The organism is Sediminibacterium soli, from assembly GCF_009939225.1.
Classification (GTDB): Bacteria; Bacteroidota; Bacteroidia; order Chitinophagales; family Chitinophagaceae; genus Sediminibacterium; species Sediminibacterium soli.
This window is the reverse complement of the sequence record NZ_JAACJR010000008.1, coordinates 1,357,146-1,382,159: the sequence shown is the minus strand read 5'-3', so window position 1 is coordinate 1,382,159 and position 25,014 is coordinate 1,357,146. Positions and strand designations below refer to the sequence as shown.

Below are 25,014 nucleotides of genomic sequence, written 5' to 3'. Positions count from 1 at the left end.
AGACAGCTGTCAATAGTACTGATCAATGGAAAAAAACGCGGAAATAGCAGCAGAATTGCAGGAGGCAAGCCCTGTTCTGGCAAAAGAACAGCCCGGGCATCCTTACCTGGTGCCGGCCGGTTATTTTGAACAGCTGGCGGAAAAACTGGCGCAGGGCATACCATCCGGCCCGGTATTGCCCGCGATTACCCGGGAAGGATTTGGCGTTCCCGAGGGCTATTTCGAGGGTTTTGCCGGATCGGTGCTTGCGAGGATCAGGGCCGGAAATGCGGCATCGGAACCTTTGGCCGAACTGGCGGAGATCGCGCCTTTGCTGCACGCCATTCCCAGGCAGGAAGTGTATACGGTGCCTGCGGGCTATTTTGAAACACTGTCATTTAGCGCGCCCGCTCCGCAGACGGGTAAACTGGTGGGCTTGCGCAAAACGCGCAAATGGATGCAGTACGCAGCCGCCGCCATCATTGCCAGCGTGCTGGTAACAAGCGCATTCCTGTTCACCGAATCGCCGTACCGGAAATATGGCCGGATGAATGTTCCGGAAGAACTGCAGAAAATGAGCGAAAACGACCTGGCAACCTATTTATACAATCCCGAAAAGATCTCCGTGGTATCTTCAAAGGAAACCATAGGAGAACTGCGGGAAAACATACATGGCATGAGCGACGAGGAGCTGACAAGATACCTGTCTGATAACCCCGATGCCGAAACCATTGTTCCTGTATCGAATTGAACAAGATGAAAAAGATAATTGTACTGATCGTTTTACTGGTTTCTGTTGCGGACTATGGCCTGGCTGCCCCTGTTCACCTGCAGCCGCGCAGGCTCGAAAGCCTGAAGATCGCCTATATCACCCGAGAGCTCAGCCTTACACCCGAAGAATCGCAGAAATTCTGGCCCGTGTACAACGGTTATGTGGCTGAATTGAGAAAAACACGTCTGGAAAAAAAAGAAGATGTGCTTGAGCAGGAAGAAAGCACGCTTGCCGTAAGAAAAAAATACCGCGAGGAATTCCGGAAAATACTCACCACCGATCAGCGCGCCAACAGGGCCTTGACGGCAGAGCGCGATTTCAACAACATGATCCGGAAAGAGCTGCAGAAGCGGATCGAGATGCGGAAGGGGAACAGTTGATCGGTTTACGGGAACAGGTCATATCGAACAAAGACCGGCCCGTCAACGCTTATCCATTTTTCCGCCATACCGGTGTTTTGATATCATGGTAGAACAGGAAGGTCCAGTTTTCTTTTTGCCCCTGTTCCCACCATTGCTGGCGAAGTTCCATGCATTTTTTACCGTCGTAATCGTATTTGGCGATATATCTTTTTTTCATCTGCGACAGCTGGGGTGCATCATCGCCGCCAAAGAAAACGGTCTCCCCGTTTTCTTCGATCCAGAATACCTGGTGAAACTTGCTGTGTGCGCCGGTGCGTTCGTAGCGAATGTAGTTATCGATCAGCCCCTGGTCTTCTTCGAGCCAGGCAACGCGACTGAAATCTTCCAGCATCAGAAAGTCTTCGGTTATATACGATGCCGTGCCTGCGCCGGTGGCATATTCGAATTCTTTCCGCTGCAGGTACCAGGTGGCATAGGGGAAACTAAGAAAACGTTCATGGTTTTCTGCGTTTTTAACTGTAACACCGCCCGAATGATCTTTGTGCAGGTGGCTCATCAGCACCTTGGTTACTTTTGACGGGTCGATGCCTGCTTTGCGCAGGTTGTTGTACAGCTGCGGCTGACCGTCGGGACCGTTGTATCCCAGTCCTGTATCGAGCAGGATAATGTCTTTTTCCGTGATCACCACAAAGGGCTGTATTTCCACCAGCATACTGCCTGTGGGCCGGTCGTTCAGCTGTTCCTTACCCAGTTCGAAGGGAACAAATACCTTGGTCCTGTCAACCGTAAAAGCGCCTTCGGAAAGAGGTATGATCTTCATGTTGTCATCAGGGTTTGAATGGTAAAGATAGGAGGGGAAGCGGATTCGAGGATTTGTGGATTGGCGGATTCGCGAATGATTCTTCAGCGGACCTCTGCCCCTCAGCGGTGAAAAAAACAGCAACAGCAACCGCCAATGCACTCACCAATCCACCAATCCGCTAATCCGGAATCCGCCAATCCATAACCCCCCTAAGCCAACTCACCGCAACACCATCTGCCTGTCTGCATCGAGCCTTAGCAAGATAAAGATGAGAACGGTGAAGGTGAGCAGCGAAGAACCTCCGTAGCTAATCAGCGGCAGCGGGATGCCGACGATGGGGAAGAGGCCGATCGTCATACTTACGTTAACCGCAATATGAAAGAACAGGATGCTTGCCACGCTATAGGCATATACCCGGCTGAAAGTACTTCGCTGCCGTTCGGCAATGCGTATGATCCGGTACAGCATGAACAGGTAAATACAGAGAAATGCGATACACCCCGTTAACCCGAAGGCTTCACCGAGCGAGGTAAAGATGAAATCGGTATGCTGTTCGGGCACATATTTTCCGCGGGTCTGAGTGCCTTTCAGAAACCCTTTGCCGAAATAGCCGCCCGATCCGATCGCTATCTTGCTTTGCCGCACATTGTAATCGTCGGGTTTGCGTGCCGCTTTTTCGCCTTCTTTTCTCTGCGATTTTTTATTGAGGCTGCAGTCATAGTCCTTACCCACCATACTGTAGATGCGGGTGCTCTGGTAGCACTCCAGTACATTGTTGAAGATATAAGGCACCACAAAGCGCTGTACGCCTACACATACCAGCCATAGCACCACCACCAGCGCCAGCAGTCCCTTGCTTCTTTTGGCGTATTTGCGCACGATAAAAAAGATGATGGCCGCAACAACTGTCAGGGCAATGGCCAGCGTATTGGGCTCAACGATGAGTGTGGCGATCACCAGCACTGCAAATGAAGAACCATAGATCATGATCTGCGCGGGCAATCCCTCGCGGTACATGGGCAGCAGAAAAGCAGAATACACCAGCGCCAGACCCAGTTCATGCTGGGCGATAGAAAGCACCGCAGGCGCCGCAATCAGCGCGCCGGCGATCAGTTGCGATCTTAATCTGGTAAACTCCGTTTCCTGTCTGGAAAGAAATTTTGAAAGCGCCAGTGCGGTAAATATTTTACACAGCTCCGCGGGTTGCAGGTTGAAGCCGCCGCCCAGCGGTATCCAGCTTCTGGAACCGTTGATGTTCTTGCCGACCACAAAAGTGGCCAGCATCAGCAATATGCCGAATGCATACAACAGGTTGGCGAATGCGGTAAAGAGCTTGCTGTCTGTAAGCAATACGAAAGTGGCTGCCAGTGCACAAACACCTCCAAAGATCAGTTGCTTGCTGTAGTTGGTTTTGCCACCGATAAAAGAGGAAAGCCAGTTGGTTTCGGGTTTGTACTCCACCATAAAAATGCAGAGTATGCCGATGGTAACCAGTAAGGCATACAGCCAGACCACTATCCAGTCTATTCCTTCGGTAACAGTATTGCCGCGGTTGCTCATGGGATTATTTGGCTCGTTTGTATTTTTTTTCTTCCGTCTGCAGCATGGCCACTGCCTGCTTCAGGGGTTTGGGTTTTACGGGTGCGGGCGCTTTCCTGGCGGGTCTGTCTGCGTCTTCGGGCTGTATCAGTTCCTGCGATGTGGTGGAATCGGATTCGGTTTCTTCCGATTGTTTCCTTTCCTCTTCCAGCAGTTTTTCAGCCGCCCTGGCTCTTTTCAGCGAATCGCGCTGGTTGATCAGCACCTGCATATACGGCGGTATGTAAACACGTTTGGTATATTCCTCCTCCATGGCTTTTCTTTCCGGGCCGCGTATGGAATCCTTCAGGTATTTTTCGATCAGCAGGCTGGCGATGGGGGCGGCCACACGGGCGCCCTGGTCGGAGTTCTCCACGATTACGGCGATGGCGATCTTGGGGTTATTCCTCGGGGCAAAAGCGCCGAAGAAAGAATGGTCCGGCTGTTTTTTCACCACGCCGTTCACTTTCGCATAGTTCTCCACCGTACCTGTTTTACCGCAGAAAACGATGTCGGGTATTTTTGAACGAACGGCAGTGCCGTATTCCACCACGGCCTGCATGCCATCCTGCACCGCGGTATAGATGGAATCGGGTATGCGTTTATCTGTATAGTGTTTGGTTTTGTAGGGCGCAAGCATATCGTATTCGTCATTTCCTTCGATCGAGTCTACCAGGTGCGGCGTATAATACCAGCCCCTGTTGGCGATGATGGCCATTACGTTTGCGAGCTGCGCCAGTGTTGTCAGTACCTTACCCTGCCCGATCGCATTGGAGATCAGGTTACAGGGATAGATCCTCGGGCCAAATTCCTTGTGGTAATTGTCTGCCAGCGGAATAAGTCCCTGTTTTTCCGCAGGAAGATCCACCCCCAGTTTGCCGCCCAGGCCAAAAGAAGCGGCGTAGGCTTTGAAAGCAGACAGGGCGCTGTCGGTATTGGGGAATTTACGCTGTTCGAGAAAACGTTTGTACACCGTAGAGAAATAGGAGTTATCGCTGTGCGCAACGGCATTGGTAAAATTGAAAACGCCTTTATCCAGGCATTTCGGTTTGCCGTTTCCGCAGCCTGTGAAGTAACCGGGACAGCTTACCGTGGTACGCTCGTCTATCACCCCCTCGGTAAGACCGATGATGCCCACCACGGTTTTGAAGGTGGAGCCGGGAGAATAATAAGTGCCCAGGCCGCGGTTGTTAAAAGGCTGTCTGGGGTCCAGGCTCATCTCTGCAAAATGTTTGCGCTGGTCTGTGCCCGTAAGGTAATTGGGGTCATAGGTGGGCGCGCTGATCATGCAGAGAATGCCGCCTGTTCTGGGATCGATGGCCACGATGCTGCCCACTTTGTTGGACATCAGTTTTTCGCCCAGCTTCTGCAGGTCCACGTCAACACTTGTATAAATATTTTTCCCCGCGATGGCGGTGGTATCGTACACGCCGTTTTCGTACGAACCCTGGATACGGCTTTTGTTATCCCGGATATAGTTTTTGACACCGCGCTGGCCCATCAGCACTTTTTCATAGGTAGCTTCCAGTCCGGTACGGCCGGCATAGTCGCCCTGCTGGTAGCCTTCGCCATCGTGCCGTCTCAGGTAGCCTGTATCCACTTCCCTCACATAGCCCAGCAGGTGACCCGCCACCCCGTAAGGATAGGTTCTTACGGAGCGTTCCATCAGGGTAAACCCGTTGTATTTGTAGATGTTTTCATTCAGACGCGCATACATTTCGGGAGATAGCAGCGACTGAAATGCGCTTTGTTTCACCCAGCCGTTCTTGAAGGTCAGCTCCCGCATCCTTTTCTTGAATTCGGCGGTATCTATGTTGAGCAGGCCGCAGAGCGCGAAGGTATCAACGCCCTTGGCATCGGAAGGGGTTACCATCAGGTCGTAACTGATCGTATTTTCCAGGATCGCTTTCCGTTTGCGGTCAAAGATGATGCCCCTGTCGGGATAGATCACCTTTCGCAGAACGGCATTGTTTTCCGCAGCCAGTTTGTACTTGGCAGAAAACACCTGCAGGTTCACCAGTTGCCCCGCTATCACCAAAAACACCGCAGCGAAGATGATCTGTATGACCCTTCTCCTGCTCTGATTAAATACCGGCATATAACAAAATGAAAATTGTAAACTGTGTAACGTGAAGTCTGATCACAAAATTGCTGAATTCAACGGGTTTGTCGGAAAAGATTTTGAAAAGTTTATGAAACAGGTTTATCGTCTGTGGTCTTTGATCTGTGGGTTGGTTTGTCAACACAGGTAAAGACTGCAAACCACAGACCACAAACGCCTAAGCCGCATTCGTTCTGTGTTTTCCCTTGCGGTTGAACAGCAGTTCGGTGATGAAGATCAGCAGCAGGCTGATGCCTGTGGTGCCCAGGACTTTTCCGATAAAGAACAGGAAGTTCCCGAACTGGAGCCACTCGATCAGCACCAGGTAAAAATGGTGGGCAAAACTGAGCAGTCCCACATACAGTCCATAGGGCGCCCAGCCTATGTTCCGGGGACTGGGTTCCAGGTAGCTCTGTTCTGTGGTTTCCTGCGGTATGATCAGGTTCAGCAGGTAGGGCCGTATATAGGCAATCAGCACGCAGGGGGCTGCATGCAGGCCGGGGGTGCCGGTAAAGAAATCGAGTGTTAAACCGAACAGGAAGGCAATGACCAGCAGCAGAAAGCGGTTGATCGAAAAAGGCAGCCAGAGCAGGAACAGAAAATATACATACGGCACGATAAACTGGTGCAGCGGGGGCACTTCGTTCAGTATCACCACCTGGAACAGGATGAACAGTACAAACCGGATCATATTTTTCAGCAGGCTGCTCATGGTGTTTTCGGCTGGCTGGTTTCCAGTTGCATCTGCTCTGCATACCGCACGTTCTCTATCAGGTACACATACTGGACATTGAAAAAGTTGGTGGCCGTTTTTATTTTCAGCGTGTAAAAATTACTGGATGCCTCAGACGATATACCGGCAACGGTGCCGATTATCAGCTTTGGCGGGAAGTTGGCGGAGTAATTGCTTGTCAGCACCGTATCACCCACCGCCACTTTAGACCCCTTGGTTACGTTGCGGAGTATGAGATGGGAGGGGTCAACGCCATCCCATTCCACGCTGCCGGCGCTGTTGTCTTTTTTCATCATCGCGCTCACTTTGCTGTTGCGGTGAAGCAGGCTCATTACGCGGCTGTAATTGGGGCTTACCTCCACTACCACGCCCACGATACCCTGGGGACCGGTAACGGCCATGCCTTTTTTCACACCCTGTGCGGCGCCGCGTTCCAGTGTGAGGAAGTTAGACTGAAGCGTATAGCTGCTGTTGACCACATGCGCAGGCAGGTAGGTAAATTTGCGCGAGCGGCCCAGCGTATCGCGCACCAGCGTATCGATTATCGTTTTTACGGAAGTGTCGGAAGCCTGGAAATTGGAGGAAAGCATGTTTTTCAGCCGGGCATTTTCTTCGGCCAGCTGCCGGTTGATTTCTTTCAGTCCGAAATACCCGCGCAGGTTATTGTAGCCCTGGTTAAAATTACCCGTAACCTCGTTCACCGAAGAAGAAAAGAACGCCTCATGCGTTTTACTGGCATTGCTCAGCAAAATGATCGATACCACCTGTAACAGCAAAAAGCTGAGAAAGGTAAAGTAGCGGCGGATGAAGAGGAAGATGTTTTTCAAAAGGAAAGCGATTAGCTATTGGCATCAGCGATCAGCTTTTATTGTTGATGATCGGGTACACAGTAATCATCCGGCAAAACAGCTAAAGGCCAAGCCCTCTTATCTCATAATAAACGGAAAACGCTGGTAATTCTTCAATGCAAGACCTGTACCCCGCACCACGCTTTTCAACGGATCGTCTGCCACATGTACGGGAAGTTTGATCTTGGCACTGAGACGCTTGTCGAGTCCGCGCAGCAAGGCCCCGCCCCCTGTCAGGTACAGTCCCCTGCGATAGATATCGGCCGCCAGCTCGGGCGGTGTGGTTTCGAGCGCTTTCAGGATCGCTTCTTCGATCTTGAAAATGCTTTTATCGAGCGCTTCGGCGATCTCCTGGTAGCTGACCATGATCTGTTTGGGGATACCCGTCACCAGGTCGCGGCCGTTTACCGGAAGGTCTTCGGGCGGGTTGTCGAGGTCTTTCATCGCTGCGCCTACATTGATCTTGATCTGCTCTGCGGTTCGTTCGCCGATCAGCAGGCTGTGGTAGCGGCGCAATGCTTCCATGATGTCTGCCGTGAACTCGTCACCGGCAATACGGATGCTCTGGTCGCATACGATGCCCGCCAGTGCAATAACCGTGATACCGGTGGTACCACCGCCGATATCGATGATCATATTACCCACGGGTTCTTCCACGTCTATGCCAATACCCAGGGCAGCTGCCATGGGCTCATGGATCATATACACTTCTTTGGCGCCTGCCTGCTCGGCACTGTCGCGAACGGCGCGTTTCTCCACCTCGGTGATGGAGGAGGGGATACAGATCACCATTCTCCAGCTTGGCGGGAAAAGCGGTTTTTTGGGATAGATCATTTTGATCAGTTCCCGTATCATCAGTTCCGCGGCATTAAAGTCGGCGATCACACCGTCTTTCAGCGGTCTTACCGTACGGATGCTTTCGTGGGTCTTCTCGTGCATCATCAAGGCTTTCTTTCCCACGGCCAGCACTTCCTTCATATTGTTCCGGTTAAGGGCAATAATGGAAGGCTCGTTTACTACTACTTCATCGTTGTGTATGATAAGGGTATTGGCGGTACCCAGGTCCATCGCAATTTCCTGCGTAAAGAAGTTAAATAATCCCATCTTATCTAAAAAATATCAAATATTAAAAACTTGTCAGCAAAGTTGACTGAATTTACCCGAATTAACAAAGCCAAAATACCGAGGAATTGCGGTATTGCCAATTGTCAGCGGCCAATTATCGGTGTTTTTTTAACCCGGGACTCGTTAATTTCCCTCATCCGATTGGCCATCTGCGATCGGCAATGGTTCAATTGAACTCATACCCGATATCCTTTCGGTAATAGATCCCTTCAAACCGTATGTTTTCCAGCACCGCTTTCGATTTTGCCACTGCTTCGGCAATGGTATTACCGTAAGCGGTTACCGCCAGCACCCGGCCGCCATTGGTCAGTACCTCGTTGTCTTCCTCGCGGGTACCTGCATGAAAGACCATAGCGCTTCCGTCCGTCTCCAGGGTCTCAAGACCGCTGATCAGGAAATTCTTCAGGTAAGATCCGGGGTAACCACCGCTTACGGCCATCACTGCAGCGCAGCTTCGCTCATCGAATACGATATTTGTATCAACTAACGTGCCATTGTCCATCGCGGCAAAAAGTGATACAATATCCGTCTGTAGCCTGGGCATCACCACTTCGGTCTCGGGATCGCCCATGCGGCAGTTATACTCAATCACGAAAGGCTCTCCGTTCACATTCATCAGTCCGAAAAAGATAAACCCATGGTAGTCGAGCTGCTCTTTTGAAAGACCTTGCACCGTGGGCCTGATGATCCTTTCCTCCACTTTCTGCATAAAAAATGCATCCATAAAAGGCACCGGGCTTACGCAACCCATTCCTCCCGTATTCAGACCCGTATCGCCCTCGCCGATGCGTTTATAATCCTTTGCATGACCGATGATCTGGTAGTCCTGCCCGTCGGTCAGCACAAAAACGCTTACCTCGATCCCCTGCAGAAAAGCTTCTATCACCACTTTGCTGCTGGCTTCGCCAAACTGGCGGTGAACGATCATTTCCTCGAATACCTGTAATGCCTCTTCGTGCGTGGCGGCGATCACCACGCCTTTACCCGCCGCGAGGCCGTCTGCTTTGAGCACAACGGGAAGCGGGTGATGGCGGATATAGGCTTTACCCTCTTCCAGGTTATCCGAAGTAAATTCGGCATAGGCGGCGGTGGGTATGCCGTGCCGCTGCATGAATTTTTTGCTGTAGGCCTTGCTGCCCTCGAGCTGCGCCGCCTCTGCAGACGGGCCCACCACCGTTATATGCCGCAGCTGCGCATCCTGGCGTATAAAGTCGTAAATACCTTTTACCAGCGGCTCTTCGGGGCCCACCACCAGCATCTGTATTTTGTATTCAATACAGGCTTTTTTGATGGCTTCAAAATCGGTGACTTCTATGGGAAGATTGGTGCCGAACTGGGAGGTGCCGGCGTTACCGGGGGCAATAAACAGGTCGTCGCAATGGTGACTTTTCACCATTTTCCAGGCAAGGGCATGTTCCCTTCCGCCAGAACCAAGAAGTAAGATATTCATACGATTACGATTAATGCAGGGTATATGCGCGGCGAAAATACGACAATGCATGGCCAAACAAGAACCGGTCTTTACGCCATCCCGTACATATTTTACCATGGGTTTTAACAATACAATGCGTAGTATTGCGGCGCAGAGTTCCCCCCGGGGATATCCTGGTAAAATCGTGCTTGAGAGCAGGTACGGGACAGTGAGATAGGATAAGTGAGGTATCGGCTCAAACGGACGATCCGCTGATGATCTCAATGTTTGTTGACCCCAAAATCATGTAGACGGATCTATGAAGATTATCATTGCCGATGACCATACCATCGTACGCCAGGGCATCGCGCGCCTGCTGCAGGAGTCTTTTCCTTTTGCCGAAGTGGCGGAGGCGGAAGATACCCCCAGACTGTTGCAGCTGGTAAATGAACAGAGCTGGGATGTCATTATCTCCGATATTTCCATGCCTCCGGGCGATTCGGGTCTGGATGCCGTAAAAGAGATCCGGGCCGCATCACCCGGCACGGCGGTGATCGTTATGAGCATGCATGCGCCCCAGCATTATGCGGTGCGGGCCATACGGGCCGGCGCTTCGGGCTATCTCTCCAAGGATACTGCGTCCAAAGAGCTGGTTCAGGCCATCAACTATGTGCTCTCCGGAAAAAAATATGTAACGCCCGATGTGGCCGCCATCCTCGCCGATTCGGTGGAAGAACAATTCGAAGACCGCTCCATCAAGAATCTTTCCGACAGGGAACTCGAAGTATTGAAATTGCTGGGCCGCGGCAAAACCGTAACCGATATCGCCAAAGAACTCAACCTGAGTACCAATACCGTCAGCAGCTTCCGCACCAAGATCCTCGAAAAGATGAACTTCCTCAACAATATGGAGCTGATCAAGTATGCGGTGGACAATAAACTGACTTGAGAAAATTTTGAAATTTTGGAATTGGGAAATGACTGTTTGCCGGGATACATAACAAAAACGAAATTTCCCAATCCCCCATCCTGCCTACTCCCCCTCTCCAACATACCGTTTCTCCGGCAGCCGGCTGGATACGAGCAGGAACAGTACGATAAAGAATACCAGCATACCGATGAACAGCCAGTAATATTTGGCGCCCGTGAACTGGCTGAAAAAACCTTTGTCGGCAATATTGCTGTTGATCAGTCCCGTGAGCAGGTTGCCCGCAGAAATGCCCAGCAGGTAGAGCGCGCTCATGGTGCTCTTCATCGATTTGGGTGAATGGGTATACGCGTATTCGAGACAGGTAACCGAAACCAGTATTTCGGAAGCAGCCAGTAAAACATAGGCCAGTATCTGCCACCATACGGAAGGTTTGCCGCCCGCATCGATCTGTCCCTGCAGTAAGGCGATGATCACGAAACATACACCGATGATCACCATACCGCCGCCGATCTTACGCAGCGGCGTTACGCGGATGCCGCGTTTTTCCAGGAAAGGAAAGATAACAGAGTTGAACACAGGTATCAGCAATACCAGGAACAGGGGGTTGACGAAATTAACCTGCTCCGGCAGCAGTTTGAAATCACCGGTTATCGTCAGGTCAAGACGGGTGGCCTGTAATACCCATTCAGACAGGTTCTGGTCCCACAGCGCCCAGAATATCGGTGTAAAAGCAAATACGGCCAGTACCCGGTATACCGCTTTGATGCCGTCTATCGACTCTGCCGAATATTTTTCGCCAACGGCTTCCCATACTTTTTGACCGGGTTTACGGCGGAAAACTTTGATAAGTGCATAAAACGAAATGGTGACGAAGTTTTCCCTTTTGATACCGGCGGGCGGCACTCTTTTAAACTTCTTTCTTCCCAGCCAGAAGATAATGGTGGCGATCGCCATCAGTATACCCGGTACGCCAAAGGCGATATCGGGACCGTATTTTTCTTTCAGCAGCGGAATGAACAGAGGCGCCAGCGTTCCACCCGTGTTGATGGCCATATAAAACCAACCGTACACTTTTGATAAAAGATGCTCATTCGATTTATCGAACTGGTCGCCCACATTGGCCGATACGCAGGATTTGATACCACCCGCACAGCAGGCTATCACGATCAGCCCCGTACTGAAAAGCGTATAGCTGCCCCCTGAAACGGATAATATAAAATGTCCGAAAGTATAGAGTATGGAAACGAACAGGATCACTTTGAACTTACCAAAAAACCAATCGGCCATAATGGCTCCCAGCAGCGGCATGAAATAGGCAAGTGTTACAAACATATGCGCCATCTCGTTGGCCCTGGCATCAGCTTCGGCGGTAAGGGCGGGATTTAGGGCAGGGTTAAAAAAAGCCACTGCCATATAGGTAACCATAATAGACCGAAGGCCGTAAAAACTAAATCTTTCTGCTATTTCATTGCCGATGATATACGGCACCGATCTGGGCATGCCGGTTTTTTGTACTTCAGTTTGCGTTTCGGCCATAAGTCGTATTTTGGGGTTTTAAAGAAAAATGAAAGTAATTTGAAAATTTGAAAATTTGGCAATTTGAAAATGATGGATGGCTGCACGGTTAAATGATTATATGGCCGATGATCCTAATAATATAGCCATGCAGCAATGTAAGAATGCCCTCATTTTCAAATTCTCAAATCCCCTCATGTTCAAAATTCCCTAACGAAACCTGCCATATATGTCTGATGTAAAGAAAACGTTCAAACCGTTTGTGTCGCCCGAAACACAGATGAAGGAACTGACGGTAAAATCCATTTTAGTGGGCAGCCTGTTCGGCGTCATATTCGGTGCCGCAACCGTTTACCTGGCGCTGAAAGCAGGCCTTACCGTATCCGCATCCATACCCATTGCGGTGATCGCGATCACGCTGGGAAGAAAATTTTTAAAGACGACCATCCTCGAGAACAACATCATCCAGACAACGGGTTCCGCCGGAGAGAGCATCGCTGCGGGCGTTGCCTTTACGCTGCCGGGGTTCCTGTTCCTGTCTTCGCCATCCAGCGCCGAATATTTCAACTACCTCACCATACTGATCCTCGCCATCGTGGGTGGCCTGCTGGGCACATTGCTGATGGTGCCATTGCGGAAAGCGCTTATCGTAAACGAGCATGAAAACCTTCCGTACCCCGAAGGAACCGCTTGCGGCGATGTACTGATTGCCGGAGAAAAAGGCGGCGATTTTGCCAAGACGGCTTTCTGGGGACTGGGCGTAGCTTTTGTGTATGCCTTGCTGCAGAAAGTGCTGCATGTTATTGCGGAAACGCCGTATGCGATCACCAAACAGGTTAATAAATTCTTTCCCTCGGCCAAGGTCAGCGGCGAGATCACGCCGGAATACATGGGTGTGGGCTATATCATCGGTCCGCGGATAGCGGGTGTACTGGTGGCGGGCAGTGTACTGAGCTGGTTTGTGTTTATTCCTTTACTGTCTACGCTGGTTCCTTCGGATATGATTGCGCAGCAGCTCGTAAAACTCGGCTACCTGGCAGATATCACCAAGCCGGGCGGCAGGGGCAACTGGGATCCTGTAACGCATACTTTTGCCGATTATTCCGCCGCCATTTATTATGCTTATATCAGGCTGATAGGCGCCGGCGCCGTTACCGCGGGTGGTATCATCACCCTTATCAAAACCATTCCCACCATCGTTAAATCCGTGAAAGGCGGATTGAGTTCCCTGAAGGCAAGCAAGGAAACAGGCGTTGCCTCGGTGGCGCGCACGGATAAAGACCTTAGTTTGAAGATCGTGGGACTGGGAAGCCTGGGGCTGGTATTACTGATCGCTGTTCTGCCCCAGGTGCCCGGTGAAAACTTTTTGCAGAAACTGTTTATAGGCATACTGGTGTTACTGTTCGGTGCACTGTTTGTGACCGTATCATCCAGGATCGTGGGTCTGATCGGTTCTTCCAATAACCCGATCAGCGGTATGACCATTGCCACGCTGATGGGAACCAGCCTGATATTCCTGGGTGTGGGCTGGACAGGGCATACCTACGAGCCGGTGGTGCTGGTGGTGGGCGGTATGATCTGTATTGCCGCTGCCAATGCGGGCGCCACTTCGCAGGATCTCAAGACAGGTTATATTGTAGGGGCTACGCCGCGCAACCAGCAGATAGCGCTGTTCGTGGGCGCGATTGTTTCCTCGATCGTGATCGGCATCACCGTAAAATTCCTGGATAAGCCTACGGCAGAAATGGTGCAGGCGGGGATACAGCATGCCATCGGCACTGAGAAATACCCGGCGCCGCAGGCTACTTTGATGGCTACCCTTGATATCGGTATCCTGAGCCGCAGTCTTGCCTGGCAGTACGTGGTCGTGGGTGTATTCCTGGCGATCACCATGGAACTTTGTGGTATTAAATCGCTCAGTTTTGCCATCGGTGTTTACCTGCCGCTGGCTACCACCCTGCCTATTTTTGCCGGCGGCGCCATACGGGGCATCGTGGAGCAGCGGCAGAAAAAAGCCAATATGCGTCTGAGCGCTGAAGAGCAGGAACTGGGTAACGGCAACCTGTTCGCCACAGGCCTGGTGGCCGGCGGTGCGGTTGCGGGAGTGGTCATCGCCTTCCTTGCCGGCTCCTCGGGCGGCGAAAAATTCCTCAGCGCGGTGAACCAGGAGCACGGACTGGTATCCGTCTTATCACAGGGAGGCTATTTTGTGCTGGGAACGATCTTCTTTGCATTGATGGGACTGATCCTGTACCGCGTTGCGGTGAAGAAACCGGCGGCGTAACTAACAGGTACGGTTCTTATTTAGTCGCCACAGATTACACAGACCTGCACAGTTTTTTCTGTGTTAATCCGTGTAATCTGTGGCGATTTTTTTTCACCCCGGAATTTGTTAAAGTTCATTAAACCATTTCCTTTTTCATCCATCCATAGCAGAAATACACCGCGATGCATGTATTCCGGAGGATAAAAATTTTTGCCGGCTTATCCGTTGCCGCTGCTTTTTTTGCTTTTGCAGGTACCGGCACCGATACTTCGCAGGAGCCAAAGATCAGTCTGCCGTATAAAAAAATGGGTCTTAGCAGAGAACAGGCGGCGGCGCACCTGTTAAGCCGGTTCAGCTTTGGCGCCACACCGGGTCAGATAAAGCAGGTGGCCGATATGGGTCTTGAAAAATGGCTCGACCAGCAACTGAACACCACACAGCCGGATACCGCGGTGAGCCGGCGGTTGCAGGGATACGATGCGCTGGCCATGCGCAACGAAGACATTGTAAACACCTACCTCAATGCCGGCCAGGTAATACGCATTGCCGCAAAGAACAACCTGCTCAACAGGGACTCCGTCAAAAACCTCGATAAACCCGAATACCGGCAGCAGCTTAAGATGATCATGGACCAGCAGGGGTATAAACTGCCGCAGGAACTGCAGCGCCAGCTGATTAACCAGAAAGTGATCCGCGCCGCCTATGGAGAGAACCAGCTGCAGGAAGTGCTTACGGATTTCTGGTTCAACCATTTCAATGTATCACTGACCAAGGGACAGTGCCAGCAGTTTGTGATGACGTATGAGCGGGACGCGATCCGTCCGAACCTGCTGGGCAATTTTGAAAAGCTGCTCGAAGCCACTGCCAAGCATCCTGCCATGCTCGAGTACCTGGATAATGCCACCAGCGTAAGCAATGAAAATGAATTATCGCGCAAACAGGAGAAGAGCGCTTTTGTGAACGCGCTCCGCAAACGCATGCAGGATATGGCGGAAGACAGCACCAGGGCCGGCTCGCAGGTAATGCAGCAGTTTGTCAAAAACCGGAAAACACAGGGACTGAACGAAAACTATGCCCGCGAGATTATGGAACTGCATACCCTGGGGGTGGACGGCGGTTATACACAGACCGATGTAACGGAACTGGCCCGGGCGCTCACCGGCTGGGGTGTTGCGCCGATGTATAAGGATGGTCCGGGTACGCGTTTGATGGAGAATACACCGCCTGCCGCACTGGCCCGGCGCGGTCTTATCCGTGAGGGCGACTTCCTGTTTCGCGGCGACAAACACAATGAGAATCCAAAAACCATACTCGGCCGCCAGTTTCCCGCCAACGGCGGTTATGAAGAGGGGATGAAAGTGCTTGACCTGCTGGCCAACCATCCTTCCACCGCAAAATTCATCGGCGCCAAACTGGCTGCCCGGTTTGTATCAGATACGCCTTCTGCTGCACTGGTGAACCGGATGGCAGACGCCTACCTGACATCAAAGGGCAATATCAAAACCGTTCTGATCACGATGGTGAACAGCCCGGAATTCTGGGAGAAAAAATCGCTGCGCGAAAAAGTGAAATCGCCTTTTGAACTTGCCATCAGCGCCATACGCGCCACCAATGCCGATATCGTGCAGCCGTTTGAGATATACAACTGGTGTACGAAAATGGGCCAGCGTTTTTATTTCTACCAGGCGCCCACCGGTTTCCCCGATCGCGCCAGTTACTGGATCAACACCGGTTCTTTGCTGAACAGGATGAATTTCGGATTGGCTTTTGCCACGCAGAAGATACCCGGTGTAAGGATCAACCTGGCAGCGCTGAACGATAACCATGAGCCAGAGAGCGCCGAAGCCGCTTTAACCACCTACAGCCGGCTGCTGCTGCCCGAGCGCGACCAGGAAGATAATATCCGACGGCTGACAGCCATGGTGCGGGATGTGAACCTTGAGCAGAAGATCAACGCGGCGGCAGACAAAACACCTGTTCCCGGTGTCGCCGCCGGCACCATGCAAACAGACATGCAGAACGAACCCGCAGCGCCTGTGCCCGGCCGCAGAAATGCAAGGGCCATGCAGAGAGCCGCGCTGGGTAAAAAAAACCTGCCTGTTACCACCCTGTATGTGGCGGGTAATGTTAATACGGTTTCCCAGGTTACGGGCATCATCATCGGCTCACCGGAATTTCAAAGAAAGTAAACCTGTATTCACGGATACAACAAAATACCTGTTATGACCGATCGCAGAGCATTTATGAAATCAGGCGCCATGGCGTTGTTTGCAGCAGGACTTGGCGGTGTGCCTTCGTTCATCGCGCGCGCTGCGGGCAGCAGCAAGATCCTGGCTCCGTATAAAAAAACAAAGACGCTGGTCTGCATTTTCCAGCGCGGCGCTATGGATGGACTGATGGCCGTAAGTCCGTTTTCTGATCCCAATCTGAAATTGCTGCGTCCTACCCTGTATATGAGTCCGGCGCAGACCGAAGGCGCTATGATAGACCTCGACGGAAAATTCGGGCTGCATCCCTCCCTGGGCGCATTCGATCCATTTTTTAAAGAGGGCAGGATGGCCATTGTGCACGGCGTGGGCAGTCCCAACAATACCCGGAGCCATTTTGATGCGCAGGATTATATGGAGAGCGGAACCCCGTTCAGTAAAAGCACCCCGAGCGGCTGGCTCAACAGGGCGGTGGGTTTGACAGGACACGATGCTTCGCCGTTCCAGGCAGTCAGTATTACCAGCGCCATGCCCAGAAGTTTGTATGGCGACCAGGAATCTCTTGCCATCAACAACCTGCAGGAGTTTGCGATACAGCTGCGCGGTAATCCCTTTGCCTCCGGTCTCGCTTCCAGGTCTTTCGAACAGTTATACGATCAAACCTCCAGCCAGATACTCAATAAAACGGGCAGGGAAAGTTTTGATGCCATGAAGATGCTGAACCTGAACCATATCAAAAATTACCAGCCTGCAGCCGGCGTGGCGTATCCTAACACAGCACTGGGCAATTCCCTGAAACAGATTGCTATCCTTATCAAGATGAACATCGGTCTCGAAGTGGCGTTTGCCGAAAGCGGCGGATGGGATACGCATTTCAATCAGGGAACTGCCAACGGTGCGCTGGCGCGCAACCTTAAGGATTTCAGCGACAGCATAGCCGCATTCTGGAAAGACATGGGTGCCTGGCAGGACGATGTGACCGTAATGACCATGACCGAATTCGGCCGCACCGCGCACCAGAATGGCACCGGCGGCACCGACCATGGCAGGGCCAGCTGTTTGTTTGTGTTGGGTAATGATGTGAAGGGCGGCAAAGTGTACAGCAATATCAAAACACTGGCAAAAGAGGACCTGGAAGATGGCCGCGATCTGCCCGTGAGCACGGATTTCCGCTCTGTTTTCAGCGCCGTGGCCAACCGCCACCTGGGCATCAGCAACAACCGCAAATTATTTCCCTCCTGGGAAGGGCAAAGCGCGGAGATTATGAAAACGGTGTAGGGGGTTGATAAAAAAAGGTATACCGGATTTACAAGAATCGGCTCATCCCGTTCTTACACGATCGTTACTTCAATACCCATGCCCCTTAATACGCTTACCGTATGTTCGGATATACCGGCATCGGTGATCACCTGTTGCACATCTTCGAGGCGGCAGATACGGGCATAGCCGCGTTTGCCGAATTTGGAGGAGTCGGCAAGCACGATGGTTTTCTGCGCCACCTGCAGCATCTTCCTGTTAAGCTGCGCTTCGGCGGCATTGGTGGTGGTAAGACCGAATTCCACATCGATACCGTCAACGCCGAGGAATAATTTGGTGCAGGAAAAGTCTTCGAGTATTTTTTCCGCGTACAGTCCCGTGGCAGATACCGAACTCTTGCGCAGCATACCGCCCAGCTGCAGCACTTCTGTATCGGGATGGTGTATCAGCGCCGCCGCCACCTGCAGCGCCGCCGTGATCACGGTAAGCGAGCCCTGCGGTTTGATATGTGCGGCCGCCATCTGCGCCGTTGTGCCCGACCCGATGATGATGCTGTCATTCGCCTCAATCAGCGCCGCCGCCGCCCTGGCAATGCTTTCTTTTTCGGTTACATTGATTTTTTCCTTCTCGTTCACCGGTCTGTCGCTGGCGTACGGATTCTTTAACGTGCCACCGCCATGGGTGCGGTAAAGCAGGTGTTTGTCTTCCAGCAGTTTCAGGTCTTTTCGTATGGTAACCGAGGAAACTTTCAATTCCTTGCAGAGGTCCCATACTGCCACAGAGCCTTGTTTTTTCAGCCTTTCCAGTATTTGTTCATGGCGGGAGGTAAGGTTACTCATGGCAGGAGCTTGTTCTCAAAAATAAGGCTAATTATCTGGAAAGTAAATGGTTACGGTTACGGAAGAATATATTTCGAATCCTTTTCAAAATTATTTTAATCCTTTCTTTTTAAATATAAAAATCGTTTTATATTTTCATTTTGAATTTTATTTTGTTTCAATTGGTTTCATATTGATAAAAATAAGCAAAGCAATGCAATCATGACAGATACCTATATGAACCGCGGGCGATGGCTTGCACAACTGGCAGATCCTGCTTACGAGTGGGATATTCTCATCATCGGGGGAGGCGCCACCGGGCTGGGAGCCGCACTGGAAGCGGCTTCCAAGGGGTACAGGACCCTGCTGCTCGAACAGTCGGATTTTGCCAAATCCACTTCCAGTAAAAGCACCAAACTGGTACATGGGGGGGTGCGCTACCTGGCGCAGGGCGATATTGCCCTGGTACGGGAAGCAAGTATCGAAAGAGGGTTGCTGCACCGCAACGCTCCGCACCTGGTGCGTAACCAGCATTTCATCATCCCCGTTTACAGTTTGTCCGACAGGCTTAAATATACCATCGGGCTAAAGCTGTACGACTGGATATCCGGTCGTATGAGCCTGGGTCCTTCGGGGTTTATCGCACGCGGTGAAGCGCTGAAACAAATGCCGGGTGTAAAAACAGAGGGACTGCTCGGCGGCGTATCGTACCACGACGGGCAGTTTGATGATTCCCGGCTGGCGATAAACCTGGCGCAGACCATTTTCGAGAAAGGTGGCTGCGCGCTCAACTACATGGCGGTAACCGGTTTACTGAAAACGGGGAACCGCCTATCCGGTGTTACCGCAACAGATACCGAAACCGGCACCGTATACACAGTGAAGGCAAAAGCAGTAATCAATGCCACGGGCGTGTTTGTGGACGATATCCTCAGGATGGATAACAGCGCTGCACACAAAACCATCCGGGTAAGCCAGGGCGTGCACCTGGTGCTCGACAGGAAATTCTTTCCTTCCGACCACGCGCTGATGATACCTAAGACGGCCGATGGCCGTGTGCTGTTCGCCGTACCCTGGCACGATAAACTGGTGGTGGGTACCACCGATACACCGGTTGAACATGCCAGCCTGGAGCCGGTGGCCCTGGAGAAAGAGATCACCTTTATACTGCAGACCGCCGGCGCCTACCTCAGCGAACAGCCGCAGCGTTCTGATGTGAAAAGCGTATTTGCCGGACTGCGTCCGCTTGCCGCATCGCAGGGAGAAGGAAAGAAAACCAAGGAGATATCGCGCAGCCATAAGATCATCGTATCCGGCTCGCAGCTCTTCACCATCCTGGGCGGTAAATGGACCACCTACCGCAAGATGGGAGAAGACCTGATCGGTCGCGTGGAAAAAGAACTGGGCTGGCAGCGGCTGCCAACGGCCACGGCCTCGCTTCCTATCCACGGATCGGATAATGCGGCTGACAGGAAGGATCCGCTGTATTATTATGGATCTGACCTCAATAAGCTGAAAGAAACCATGAACGCACACCAGGACCGGTGGCTCAGCAAAGAACTGTATGTGCACGAAGCGCAGGTACGCTGGGCTGTTGAACACGAGATGGCCAGAACGGTGGAGGATGTGCTTGCCCGCCGTACCCGCACCCTGCTGCTGGACGCGGAAGAAAGCATACGCATTGCACGGCCGGTGGCCGAAGTCATGGCCGATGTGCTGCACAAAGACGGGAACTGGATCAACCAGCAGGTGGCCGCTTTTGAAACGCTTGCCGCGCATTACCGTTTGAACTAAGCTGTTCCGTGTTATGCATTGATGATGTGTGCAGGCGCCGCTGCTTCGTTCAGGAATCCCTGCGGTGCAGGGTTGCCAAGCCTGCCGGTGCGCCGATTGCTTAAAAACATATATTTATACGATAAAGCCTGCCAGTTTATGTCTTCATTTATTCTCTCATTCGACCAGGGAACCACCAGTTCCCGCGCTATTATTTTTAACCGGAAAAGTGAGGTGGTTGCCGTTGCGCAAAAAGAATTTACACAGCATTTTCCCAATACCGGCTGGGTGGAGCATGATGCATCCGAAATATGGTATACGCAGCTGTCTGTTGCAACCGAAGCCGTGATCAAGGCAGGGCTTACCTTGCAGGATATTGCAGCCATCGGCATTACCAACCAGCGTGAAACAACCGTGGTATGGAATAAGCTCACAGGCGAGCCGGTGTATCATGCCATTGTATGGCAGGACAAACGCACCGCGGCTTATTGCGACGAACTGCGGGCCTCGGGCAAAGCGGGTATCATACAGGAAAAAACCGGACTGATACTCGACGCGTATTTCTCGGCCACCAAACTCAAATGGATACTCGATCATACAGAAGGGGCCCGTGCCCTGGCCGCATCCGGAGCGCTTTGTTTCGGAACCATCGATACCTGGCTGGTATGGAAGCTGACCGGGGGTGAACAGCATGTGACGGATGTATCGAATGCTTCGCGTACGATGCTGTACAATATCCATACACAGCAATGGGACACCGATCTGCTGGAGCTGTTTGACATACCCGTTTCCGTTCTTCCGGAAGTGCGGTCGAGCAGCGAGGTATACGGATATACCAAAGATGTACTTACCGGTGCACGCATACCGGTGGCGGGTATGGCCGGCGACCAGCAGGCTGCCCTGTTCGGGCAAATGTGTGTGCAGCCGGGTATGGTAAAGAATACCTACGGCACAGGGTGTTTTATGCTGATGCAGACAGGCAGCAAACCCATTGCATCCAAGAACAACCTGGTAACCACCATTGCCTGGAAGATCAATAACGAAGTACAGTATGCACTGGAAGGAAGTGTGTTCATTGCGGGTGCCGTTGTACAATGGCTGCGCGACGGGCTGGGCATCATCCGGCATTCATCGGAAGTGGAGGCGCTTGCCGAATCGGTTCCGGATAACGGCGGCGTATACATGGTTCCAGCCTTTGCCGGGCTGGGCGCTCCTTACTGGAACCAGCATGCACGCGGCACCATTGTGGGTATTACACGCGGTACCACGGCGGGTCATTTTGCGAAAGCGGCGGTGGAAAGCATCGCGTACCAGGTAATGGATGTGCTGCATGCCATGGAAGCGGATGCGGGCGTAACCATCAGCGAGCTGAGAGTGGATGGCGGCGCCACCATCAACAACAAACTGCTGCAGTTTCAGAGCGATCTGTTGCAGACAACGGTGGTAAGACCGGTGATCACCGAAACAACCGCCCTGGGCGCCGCCTATCTTGCCGGACTGGCGATCGGCTTCTGGAAAGACCTCGATGAGATAAAGGGCTACTGGCAGCAGGACCGGGCATTCCATCCCGAAATGCCAAAGGAAGCGGTACAGAAAAAAGCCGATGGCTGGAAGAAAGCGATCAACGCCGCTGCGGCATTTCAGGCTGATGAAGTATAATATTATCGAAATAACGAAGTATATTCCAAACCAAAATTTATTGCTATGTCTGTATTCATGAGCGAATTTATCGGAACCGCCGTGCTGGTGTTACTGGGCAATGGTGTTGTTGCCAACGTGGTGCTTAACAAAACCAAGGGCAACAGCAGCGGCTGGCTGGTGATTGCCTTTGGCTGGGGTATCGCCGTTTTTGTGGCGGTGTATATTGCCAGTAAAGCCAGCGGCGCGCATCTCAATCCTGCCATATCCATTGCTTTTGCCGCAATAAATAAAATCAGCTGGGCGCAGGTGCCCGCTTATATCGGCGGCCAGATGCTGGGCGCCATGACCGGCGCTTTGCTTGTCTGGATCAGTTACCGAAAACATTTCGATGCTACCTCCGACACTGACCTGACCCAGGCTGTATTTTGCACATCGCCTGCCATCCGCTCAAACATGTCCAACCTGGTTACCGAGCTCATTGGCACTTTTGTACTTGTATTCGGTGCGCTGTTCATCACCGGCCCCGCCGCCAGCCTGGGTGCGCTCGACGCCCTTCCCGTTGCCCTGCTGGTGCTTGGTATCGGTCTTTCTCTCGGCGGCCCCACAGGCTATGCCATCAACCCGGCCCGCGACCTCGGTCCGCGCATCATGCACGCCATCCTTCCGCTCAAATCCAAAGGCCCCTCCGGCTGGAACTACAGCTGGATACCCGTACTCGGCCCGGTGATCGGCGGCATCCTGGCCGCACTGACGTATCAGGCGCTTGTATAGAATATCGAATATCGAACAAGGAATATCGAATGTCGAAGTAAGTGAGATTTTCATTCCTCCTTATTTCAACATTCGATATTCCTTGTTCATCTGTTCTATTGTTCCCGTTCTCTCAAAGCCTGCCGTTCTTTATTTCCTCAACCACGCCCGGATCGAGCAGGGTGGAGGTATCGCCGAGGTTGCTTACTTCACCTTCGGCGATCTTGCGTAAGATTCTCCGCATGATTTTGCCGCTTCTTGTTTTTGGCAGGCCGCTCACGAACTGAATCTTATCGGGTTTGGCAATGGGGCCGATAATGCGGGTTACCGTCTGGAGAATATCTTTCTTAGTCAGTTCCTCCTCTTTTTTCCCACTTTCAGAAAAGATCACGTAGGCATAAATACCCTGTCCTTTGATATCATGCGGATAGCCCACCACCGCACTTTCCACCACGCCTGCATGCATGTTGATCGCGTTCTCCACTTCGGCGGTGCCTATACGGTGTCCGCTTACATTGAGTACATCATCCACGCGTCCGGTGATCCGGTAAAATCCGTTTTTATCGCGCAGTGCGCCGTCTCCTGTAAAATAAAGATCTTCATAGGTGGCGAAATAATTGGTGCGGCATCTTTCGTGATCGCCGTAGGTAGTGCGCAGAATGCCGGGCCAGGGCGCTTTGATACAGAGATTGCCCGAAACGGTTTCTTCGCCTTCTGCCAGGATCTCTTTGCCGTTCTCGTCAACCAGTACCATCTGCAAACCGGGTAAAGGCAGCGTGGCCCAGCTGGGCACGGCGGGTGTAATGCCTGCCAGGTTACTGATCAGTATACCGCCGGTTTCTGTTTGCCACCAGGTATCCACGATCGGAGACGTTTTTTTTCCCACCTGCTCGTCGTACCAGTGCCAGGCCTCTTCGTTAATGGGCTCGCCCACGGTGCCGAGCACTTTTATGGAGGAAAGGTCTTTTCCTGCCAACGGCTCGGTTCCAAAACCCATCAGGCTGCGGATGGCCGTGGGTGCGGTATAGAAAATATGGACCCTGTATTTTTCAATGATATCCCAGAACCTGCCGGCATCGGGCCAGGTGGGCACGCCTTCAAACATCAGCGAAGTGGCGCCTGCGCTGAGCGGACCGTACACGATATAGGTATGCCCCGTGATCCAGCCGATATCGGCAGTGCAGAAATGGATCTGCCCGGGCTGGTACTGAAAAACATTGATAAAGGTATAGTTGGCCCATACCATATAACCGCCACAGGTATGCACCACACCCTTGGGTTTGCCGGTTGAACCCGAAGTATAGAGGATGAATAAATAATCCTCCGCATCCATTTCTTCGGCTTCGATAAAATTGAGGCCCTGCTCTTCCACCCGTTTCATCTCTTCTTCCCACCATATATCCCTTCCCTTGATCATGGAAACGGGTGTGCGGGTTCGTGTGCATACGATCACACGCTTTACGGTTGTATTGCCGATCAGCGCATCGTCGATCACGTTCTTCAGCGGGATGTCTTTTGCACCCCGGAAAGCGCCGTCGCAGGTAACGATGAATTCGGCTTTGGCATCGGCCAGACGGTCTGCGATACTCTGCGCCGAAAAACCGCCAAACACCACGCTGTGCACCGCCCCGATCCTTGCGCAGGCCAGTACGGCAATGGCCAGCTCGGGTATCATACCCATATAGATACAAACGCGGTCGCCTTTTTTCACGCCATTGTTCTTTAAAACATGCGCGAACTGGCATACTTTCTCCAGCAGTTTTTTATAGCTGAGGGTCCGGGAATGTTCATCGGGTGCATTGGGCTCCCACAAAAGCGCGGGCTGGTCGCCTTTTTCGGCGATATGCCTGTCGAGACAGTTCTCCGTAATATTCAGTCTGCCTCCTTTGAACCATTCGATTTTCGGCTCACGGAAATTCCATTCCAGTACGGCGTCCCAGCGTTTCCGCCACTGAAAATGCTGTGCAATATCCGCCCAGAACGCCGCGGGATCTTCGATGCTTTTCCTGTATTTCTCTTTGTACTCGTCGAACGATTGTATCTGGTAGGGGTGGGACATGAAATTTGATAACCTGCCTCGCCGGCAGGCGGGTTTGAGAATTTGAAAATGAGCGGGATTGAATGGTTATATGGTTGCATTGTTGG

The 25,014-nt window shown here is 52.1% G+C and carries 19 protein-coding genes; 9 read left to right on the top strand and 10 right to left on the bottom strand.

The window, feature by feature from the left end; all coding sequences use genetic code 11:
* Positions 1-25: 25 nt before the first annotated feature.
* Both GWC94_RS13055 and GWC94_RS13050 read left to right on the top strand, forming a co-directional pair.
* Entirely contained in the window at positions 26-730 is a 705-nt protein-coding gene (locus tag GWC94_RS13055) for a hypothetical protein (protein WP_161835453.1), read from the top strand.
* Positions 731-735: 5 nt separating this feature from the next.
* Positions 736-1,131, top strand: coding sequence for a hypothetical protein (locus GWC94_RS13050; RefSeq protein ID WP_161835452.1), 396 nt, complete (start codon positions 736-738; stop codon positions 1,129-1,131).
* 49 nt (positions 1,132-1,180) lie between these two features.
* On the opposite strand, the gene GWC94_RS13045 is transcribed toward GWC94_RS13050, so the two are convergent.
* From GWC94_RS13045 to purD, 7 genes are all read right to left on the bottom strand, one after another.
* Positions 1,181-1,933, bottom strand: a complete 753-nt coding sequence (locus GWC94_RS13045) for an MBL fold metallo-hydrolase (RefSeq protein WP_161835451.1) — start codon at positions 1,931-1,933, stop codon at positions 1,181-1,183.
* A gap of 201 nt (positions 1,934-2,134) precedes the next feature.
* On the bottom strand, positions 2,135-3,475 hold the full coding sequence (gene rodA, locus GWC94_RS13040) for a rod shape-determining protein RodA (RefSeq protein WP_161835450.1): 1,341 nt from the start codon (positions 3,473-3,475) through the stop codon (positions 2,135-2,137).
* 4 nt (positions 3,476-3,479) lie between these two features.
* The gene (gene mrdA / locus GWC94_RS13035) at positions 3,480-5,591 is read right to left on the bottom strand and encodes a penicillin-binding protein 2 (protein WP_161835449.1); all 2,112 of its coding nucleotides are present in this window, start codon (positions 5,589-5,591) and stop codon (positions 3,480-3,482) included.
* Between the two features lie 181 nt (positions 5,592-5,772).
* A complete protein-coding gene (gene mreD, locus GWC94_RS13030) occupies positions 5,773-6,306 on the bottom strand; it encodes a rod shape-determining protein MreD (RefSeq protein ID WP_161835448.1) in 534 nt (177 codons plus the stop codon).
* Complete coding sequence (gene mreC, locus GWC94_RS13025; RefSeq protein WP_161835447.1) at positions 6,303-7,154, bottom strand: rod shape-determining protein MreC; 852 nt, start codon at positions 7,152-7,154, stop codon at positions 6,303-6,305. Before mreC ends, mreD begins: the two co-directional genes overlap by 4 nt.
* Before the next feature lie 99 nt (positions 7,155-7,253).
* Entirely contained in the window at positions 7,254-8,279 is a 1,026-nt protein-coding gene (locus tag GWC94_RS13020) for a rod shape-determining protein (protein WP_161835446.1), read from the bottom strand.
* Positions 8,280-8,466: 187 nt separating this feature from the next.
* On the bottom strand, positions 8,467-9,750 hold the full coding sequence (gene purD / locus GWC94_RS13015; protein ID WP_161835445.1) for a phosphoribosylamine--glycine ligase: 1,284 nt from the start codon (positions 9,748-9,750) through the stop codon (positions 8,467-8,469).
* A 280-nt stretch (positions 9,751-10,030) separates the two neighbouring features.
* On the opposite strand from purD, the gene GWC94_RS13010 reads away from it, so the two are divergent.
* Positions 10,031-10,660 carry a response regulator gene (locus GWC94_RS13010; protein WP_161835444.1) on the top strand — a complete coding sequence of 210 codons (630 nt, stop codon included), beginning with the start codon at positions 10,031-10,033 and terminating at the stop codon, positions 10,658-10,660.
* A gap of 84 nt (positions 10,661-10,744) precedes the next feature.
* Here GWC94_RS13010 and GWC94_RS13005 read toward each other — a convergent pair whose 3' ends face one another.
* Positions 10,745-12,178: a POT-type proton-dependent oligopeptide transporter gene (locus GWC94_RS13005; RefSeq protein WP_161835443.1), complete on the bottom strand. Its 1,434-nt coding sequence runs from the start codon at positions 12,176-12,178 to the stop codon at positions 10,745-10,747.
* Between the two features lie 208 nt (positions 12,179-12,386).
* On the opposite strand from GWC94_RS13005, the gene GWC94_RS13000 reads away from it, so the two are divergent.
* The 3 genes from GWC94_RS13000 to GWC94_RS12990 all read left to right on the top strand — a co-directional run bounded on the left by GWC94_RS13000 (position 12,387) and on the right by GWC94_RS12990 (position 17,908).
* Entirely contained in the window at positions 12,387-14,441 is a 2,055-nt protein-coding gene (locus GWC94_RS13000) for an OPT family oligopeptide transporter (RefSeq protein WP_161835442.1), read from the top strand.
* A 164-nt stretch (positions 14,442-14,605) separates the two neighbouring features.
* Positions 14,606-16,612 carry a DUF1800 domain-containing protein gene (locus GWC94_RS12995; protein WP_161835441.1) on the top strand — a complete coding sequence of 669 codons (2,007 nt, stop codon included), beginning with the start codon at positions 14,606-14,608 and terminating at the stop codon, positions 16,610-16,612.
* Positions 16,613-16,645: 33 nt separating this feature from the next.
* Positions 16,646-17,908, top strand: coding sequence for a DUF1501 domain-containing protein (locus GWC94_RS12990; RefSeq protein ID WP_161835440.1), 1,263 nt, complete (start codon positions 16,646-16,648; stop codon positions 17,906-17,908).
* A 53-nt stretch (positions 17,909-17,961) separates the two neighbouring features.
* Here the strand turns inward: GWC94_RS12990 and GWC94_RS12985 are convergent, their stop codons facing one another.
* On the bottom strand, positions 17,962-18,726 hold the full coding sequence (locus tag GWC94_RS12985; RefSeq protein ID WP_161835439.1) for a DeoR/GlpR family DNA-binding transcription regulator: 765 nt from the start codon (positions 18,724-18,726) through the stop codon (positions 17,962-17,964).
* Between the two features lie 201 nt (positions 18,727-18,927).
* Here GWC94_RS12985 and GWC94_RS12980 point away from each other — a divergent pair, with 201 nt between their 5' ends.
* The 3 genes from GWC94_RS12980 to GWC94_RS12970 all read left to right on the top strand — a co-directional run bounded on the left by GWC94_RS12980 (position 18,928) and on the right by GWC94_RS12970 (position 22,890).
* Complete coding sequence (locus GWC94_RS12980) at positions 18,928-20,499, top strand: glycerol-3-phosphate dehydrogenase/oxidase (protein ID WP_235918532.1); 1,572 nt, start codon at positions 18,928-18,930, stop codon at positions 20,497-20,499.
* Positions 20,500-20,637: 138 nt separating this feature from the next.
* Positions 20,638-22,137, top strand: coding sequence for a glycerol kinase GlpK (gene glpK / locus GWC94_RS12975; RefSeq protein ID WP_161835438.1), 1,500 nt, complete (start codon positions 20,638-20,640; stop codon positions 22,135-22,137).
* Between the two features lie 45 nt (positions 22,138-22,182).
* Positions 22,183-22,890: an MIP/aquaporin family protein gene (locus GWC94_RS12970; RefSeq protein WP_161835437.1), complete on the top strand. Its 708-nt coding sequence runs from the start codon at positions 22,183-22,185 to the stop codon at positions 22,888-22,890.
* Between the two features lie 112 nt (positions 22,891-23,002).
* On the opposite strand, the gene acs is transcribed toward GWC94_RS12970, so the two are convergent.
* Positions 23,003-24,928, bottom strand: a complete 1,926-nt coding sequence (gene acs, locus GWC94_RS12965) for an acetate--CoA ligase (protein ID WP_161835436.1) — start codon at positions 24,926-24,928, stop codon at positions 23,003-23,005.
* Between the last annotated feature and the right edge of the window lie 86 nt (positions 24,929-25,014).

Excerpts from the sequence above, each read along its gene's own strand:
- GWC94_RS13055 (WP_161835453.1), top strand. The coding sequence starts at position 26 with ATGGAAAAAAACGCGGAAATAGCAGCAGAATTGCAGGAGGCAAGCCCT.
- GWC94_RS13005 (WP_161835443.1), bottom strand. The coding sequence starts at position 12,178 with ATGGCCGAAACGCAAACTGAAGTACAAAAAACCGGCATGCCCAGATCG.
- GWC94_RS12980 (WP_235918532.1), top strand. The coding sequence starts at position 18,928 with ATGACAGATACCTATATGAACCGCGGGCGATGGCTTGCACAACTGGCA.
- GWC94_RS12995 (WP_161835441.1), top strand. The coding sequence starts at position 14,606 with ATGCATGTATTCCGGAGGATAAAAATTTTTGCCGGCTTATCCGTTGCC.
- acs (WP_161835436.1), bottom strand. The coding sequence starts at position 24,928 with ATGTCCCACCCCTACCAGATACAATCGTTCGACGAGTACAAAGAGAAA.
- GWC94_RS12985 (WP_161835439.1), bottom strand. The coding sequence starts at position 18,726 with ATGAGTAACCTTACCTCCCGCCATGAACAAATACTGGAAAGGCTGAAA.
- mrdA (WP_161835449.1), bottom strand. The coding sequence starts at position 5,591 with ATGCCGGTATTTAATCAGAGCAGGAGAAGGGTCATACAGATCATCTTC.
- GWC94_RS13020 (WP_161835446.1), bottom strand. The coding sequence starts at position 8,279 with ATGGGATTATTTAACTTCTTTACGCAGGAAATTGCGATGGACCTGGGT.
- GWC94_RS12970 (WP_161835437.1), top strand. The coding sequence starts at position 22,183 with ATGTCTGTATTCATGAGCGAATTTATCGGAACCGCCGTGCTGGTGTTA.
- rodA (WP_161835450.1), bottom strand. The coding sequence starts at position 3,475 with ATGAGCAACCGCGGCAATACTGTTACCGAAGGAATAGACTGGATAGTG.
- GWC94_RS13045 (WP_161835451.1), bottom strand. The coding sequence starts at position 1,933 with ATGAAGATCATACCTCTTTCCGAAGGCGCTTTTACGGTTGACAGGACC.
- GWC94_RS13000 (WP_161835442.1), top strand. The coding sequence starts at position 12,387 with ATGTCTGATGTAAAGAAAACGTTCAAACCGTTTGTGTCGCCCGAAACA.
- purD (WP_161835445.1), bottom strand. The coding sequence starts at position 9,750 with ATGAATATCTTACTTCTTGGTTCTGGCGGAAGGGAACATGCCCTTGCC.
- glpK (WP_161835438.1), top strand. The coding sequence starts at position 20,638 with ATGTCTTCATTTATTCTCTCATTCGACCAGGGAACCACCAGTTCCCGC.
- GWC94_RS12990 (WP_161835440.1), top strand. The coding sequence starts at position 16,646 with ATGACCGATCGCAGAGCATTTATGAAATCAGGCGCCATGGCGTTGTTT.
- GWC94_RS13010 (WP_161835444.1), top strand. The coding sequence starts at position 10,031 with ATGAAGATTATCATTGCCGATGACCATACCATCGTACGCCAGGGCATC.
- GWC94_RS13050 (WP_161835452.1), top strand. The coding sequence starts at position 736 with ATGAAAAAGATAATTGTACTGATCGTTTTACTGGTTTCTGTTGCGGAC.
- mreD (WP_161835448.1), bottom strand. The coding sequence starts at position 6,306 with ATGAGCAGCCTGCTGAAAAATATGATCCGGTTTGTACTGTTCATCCTG.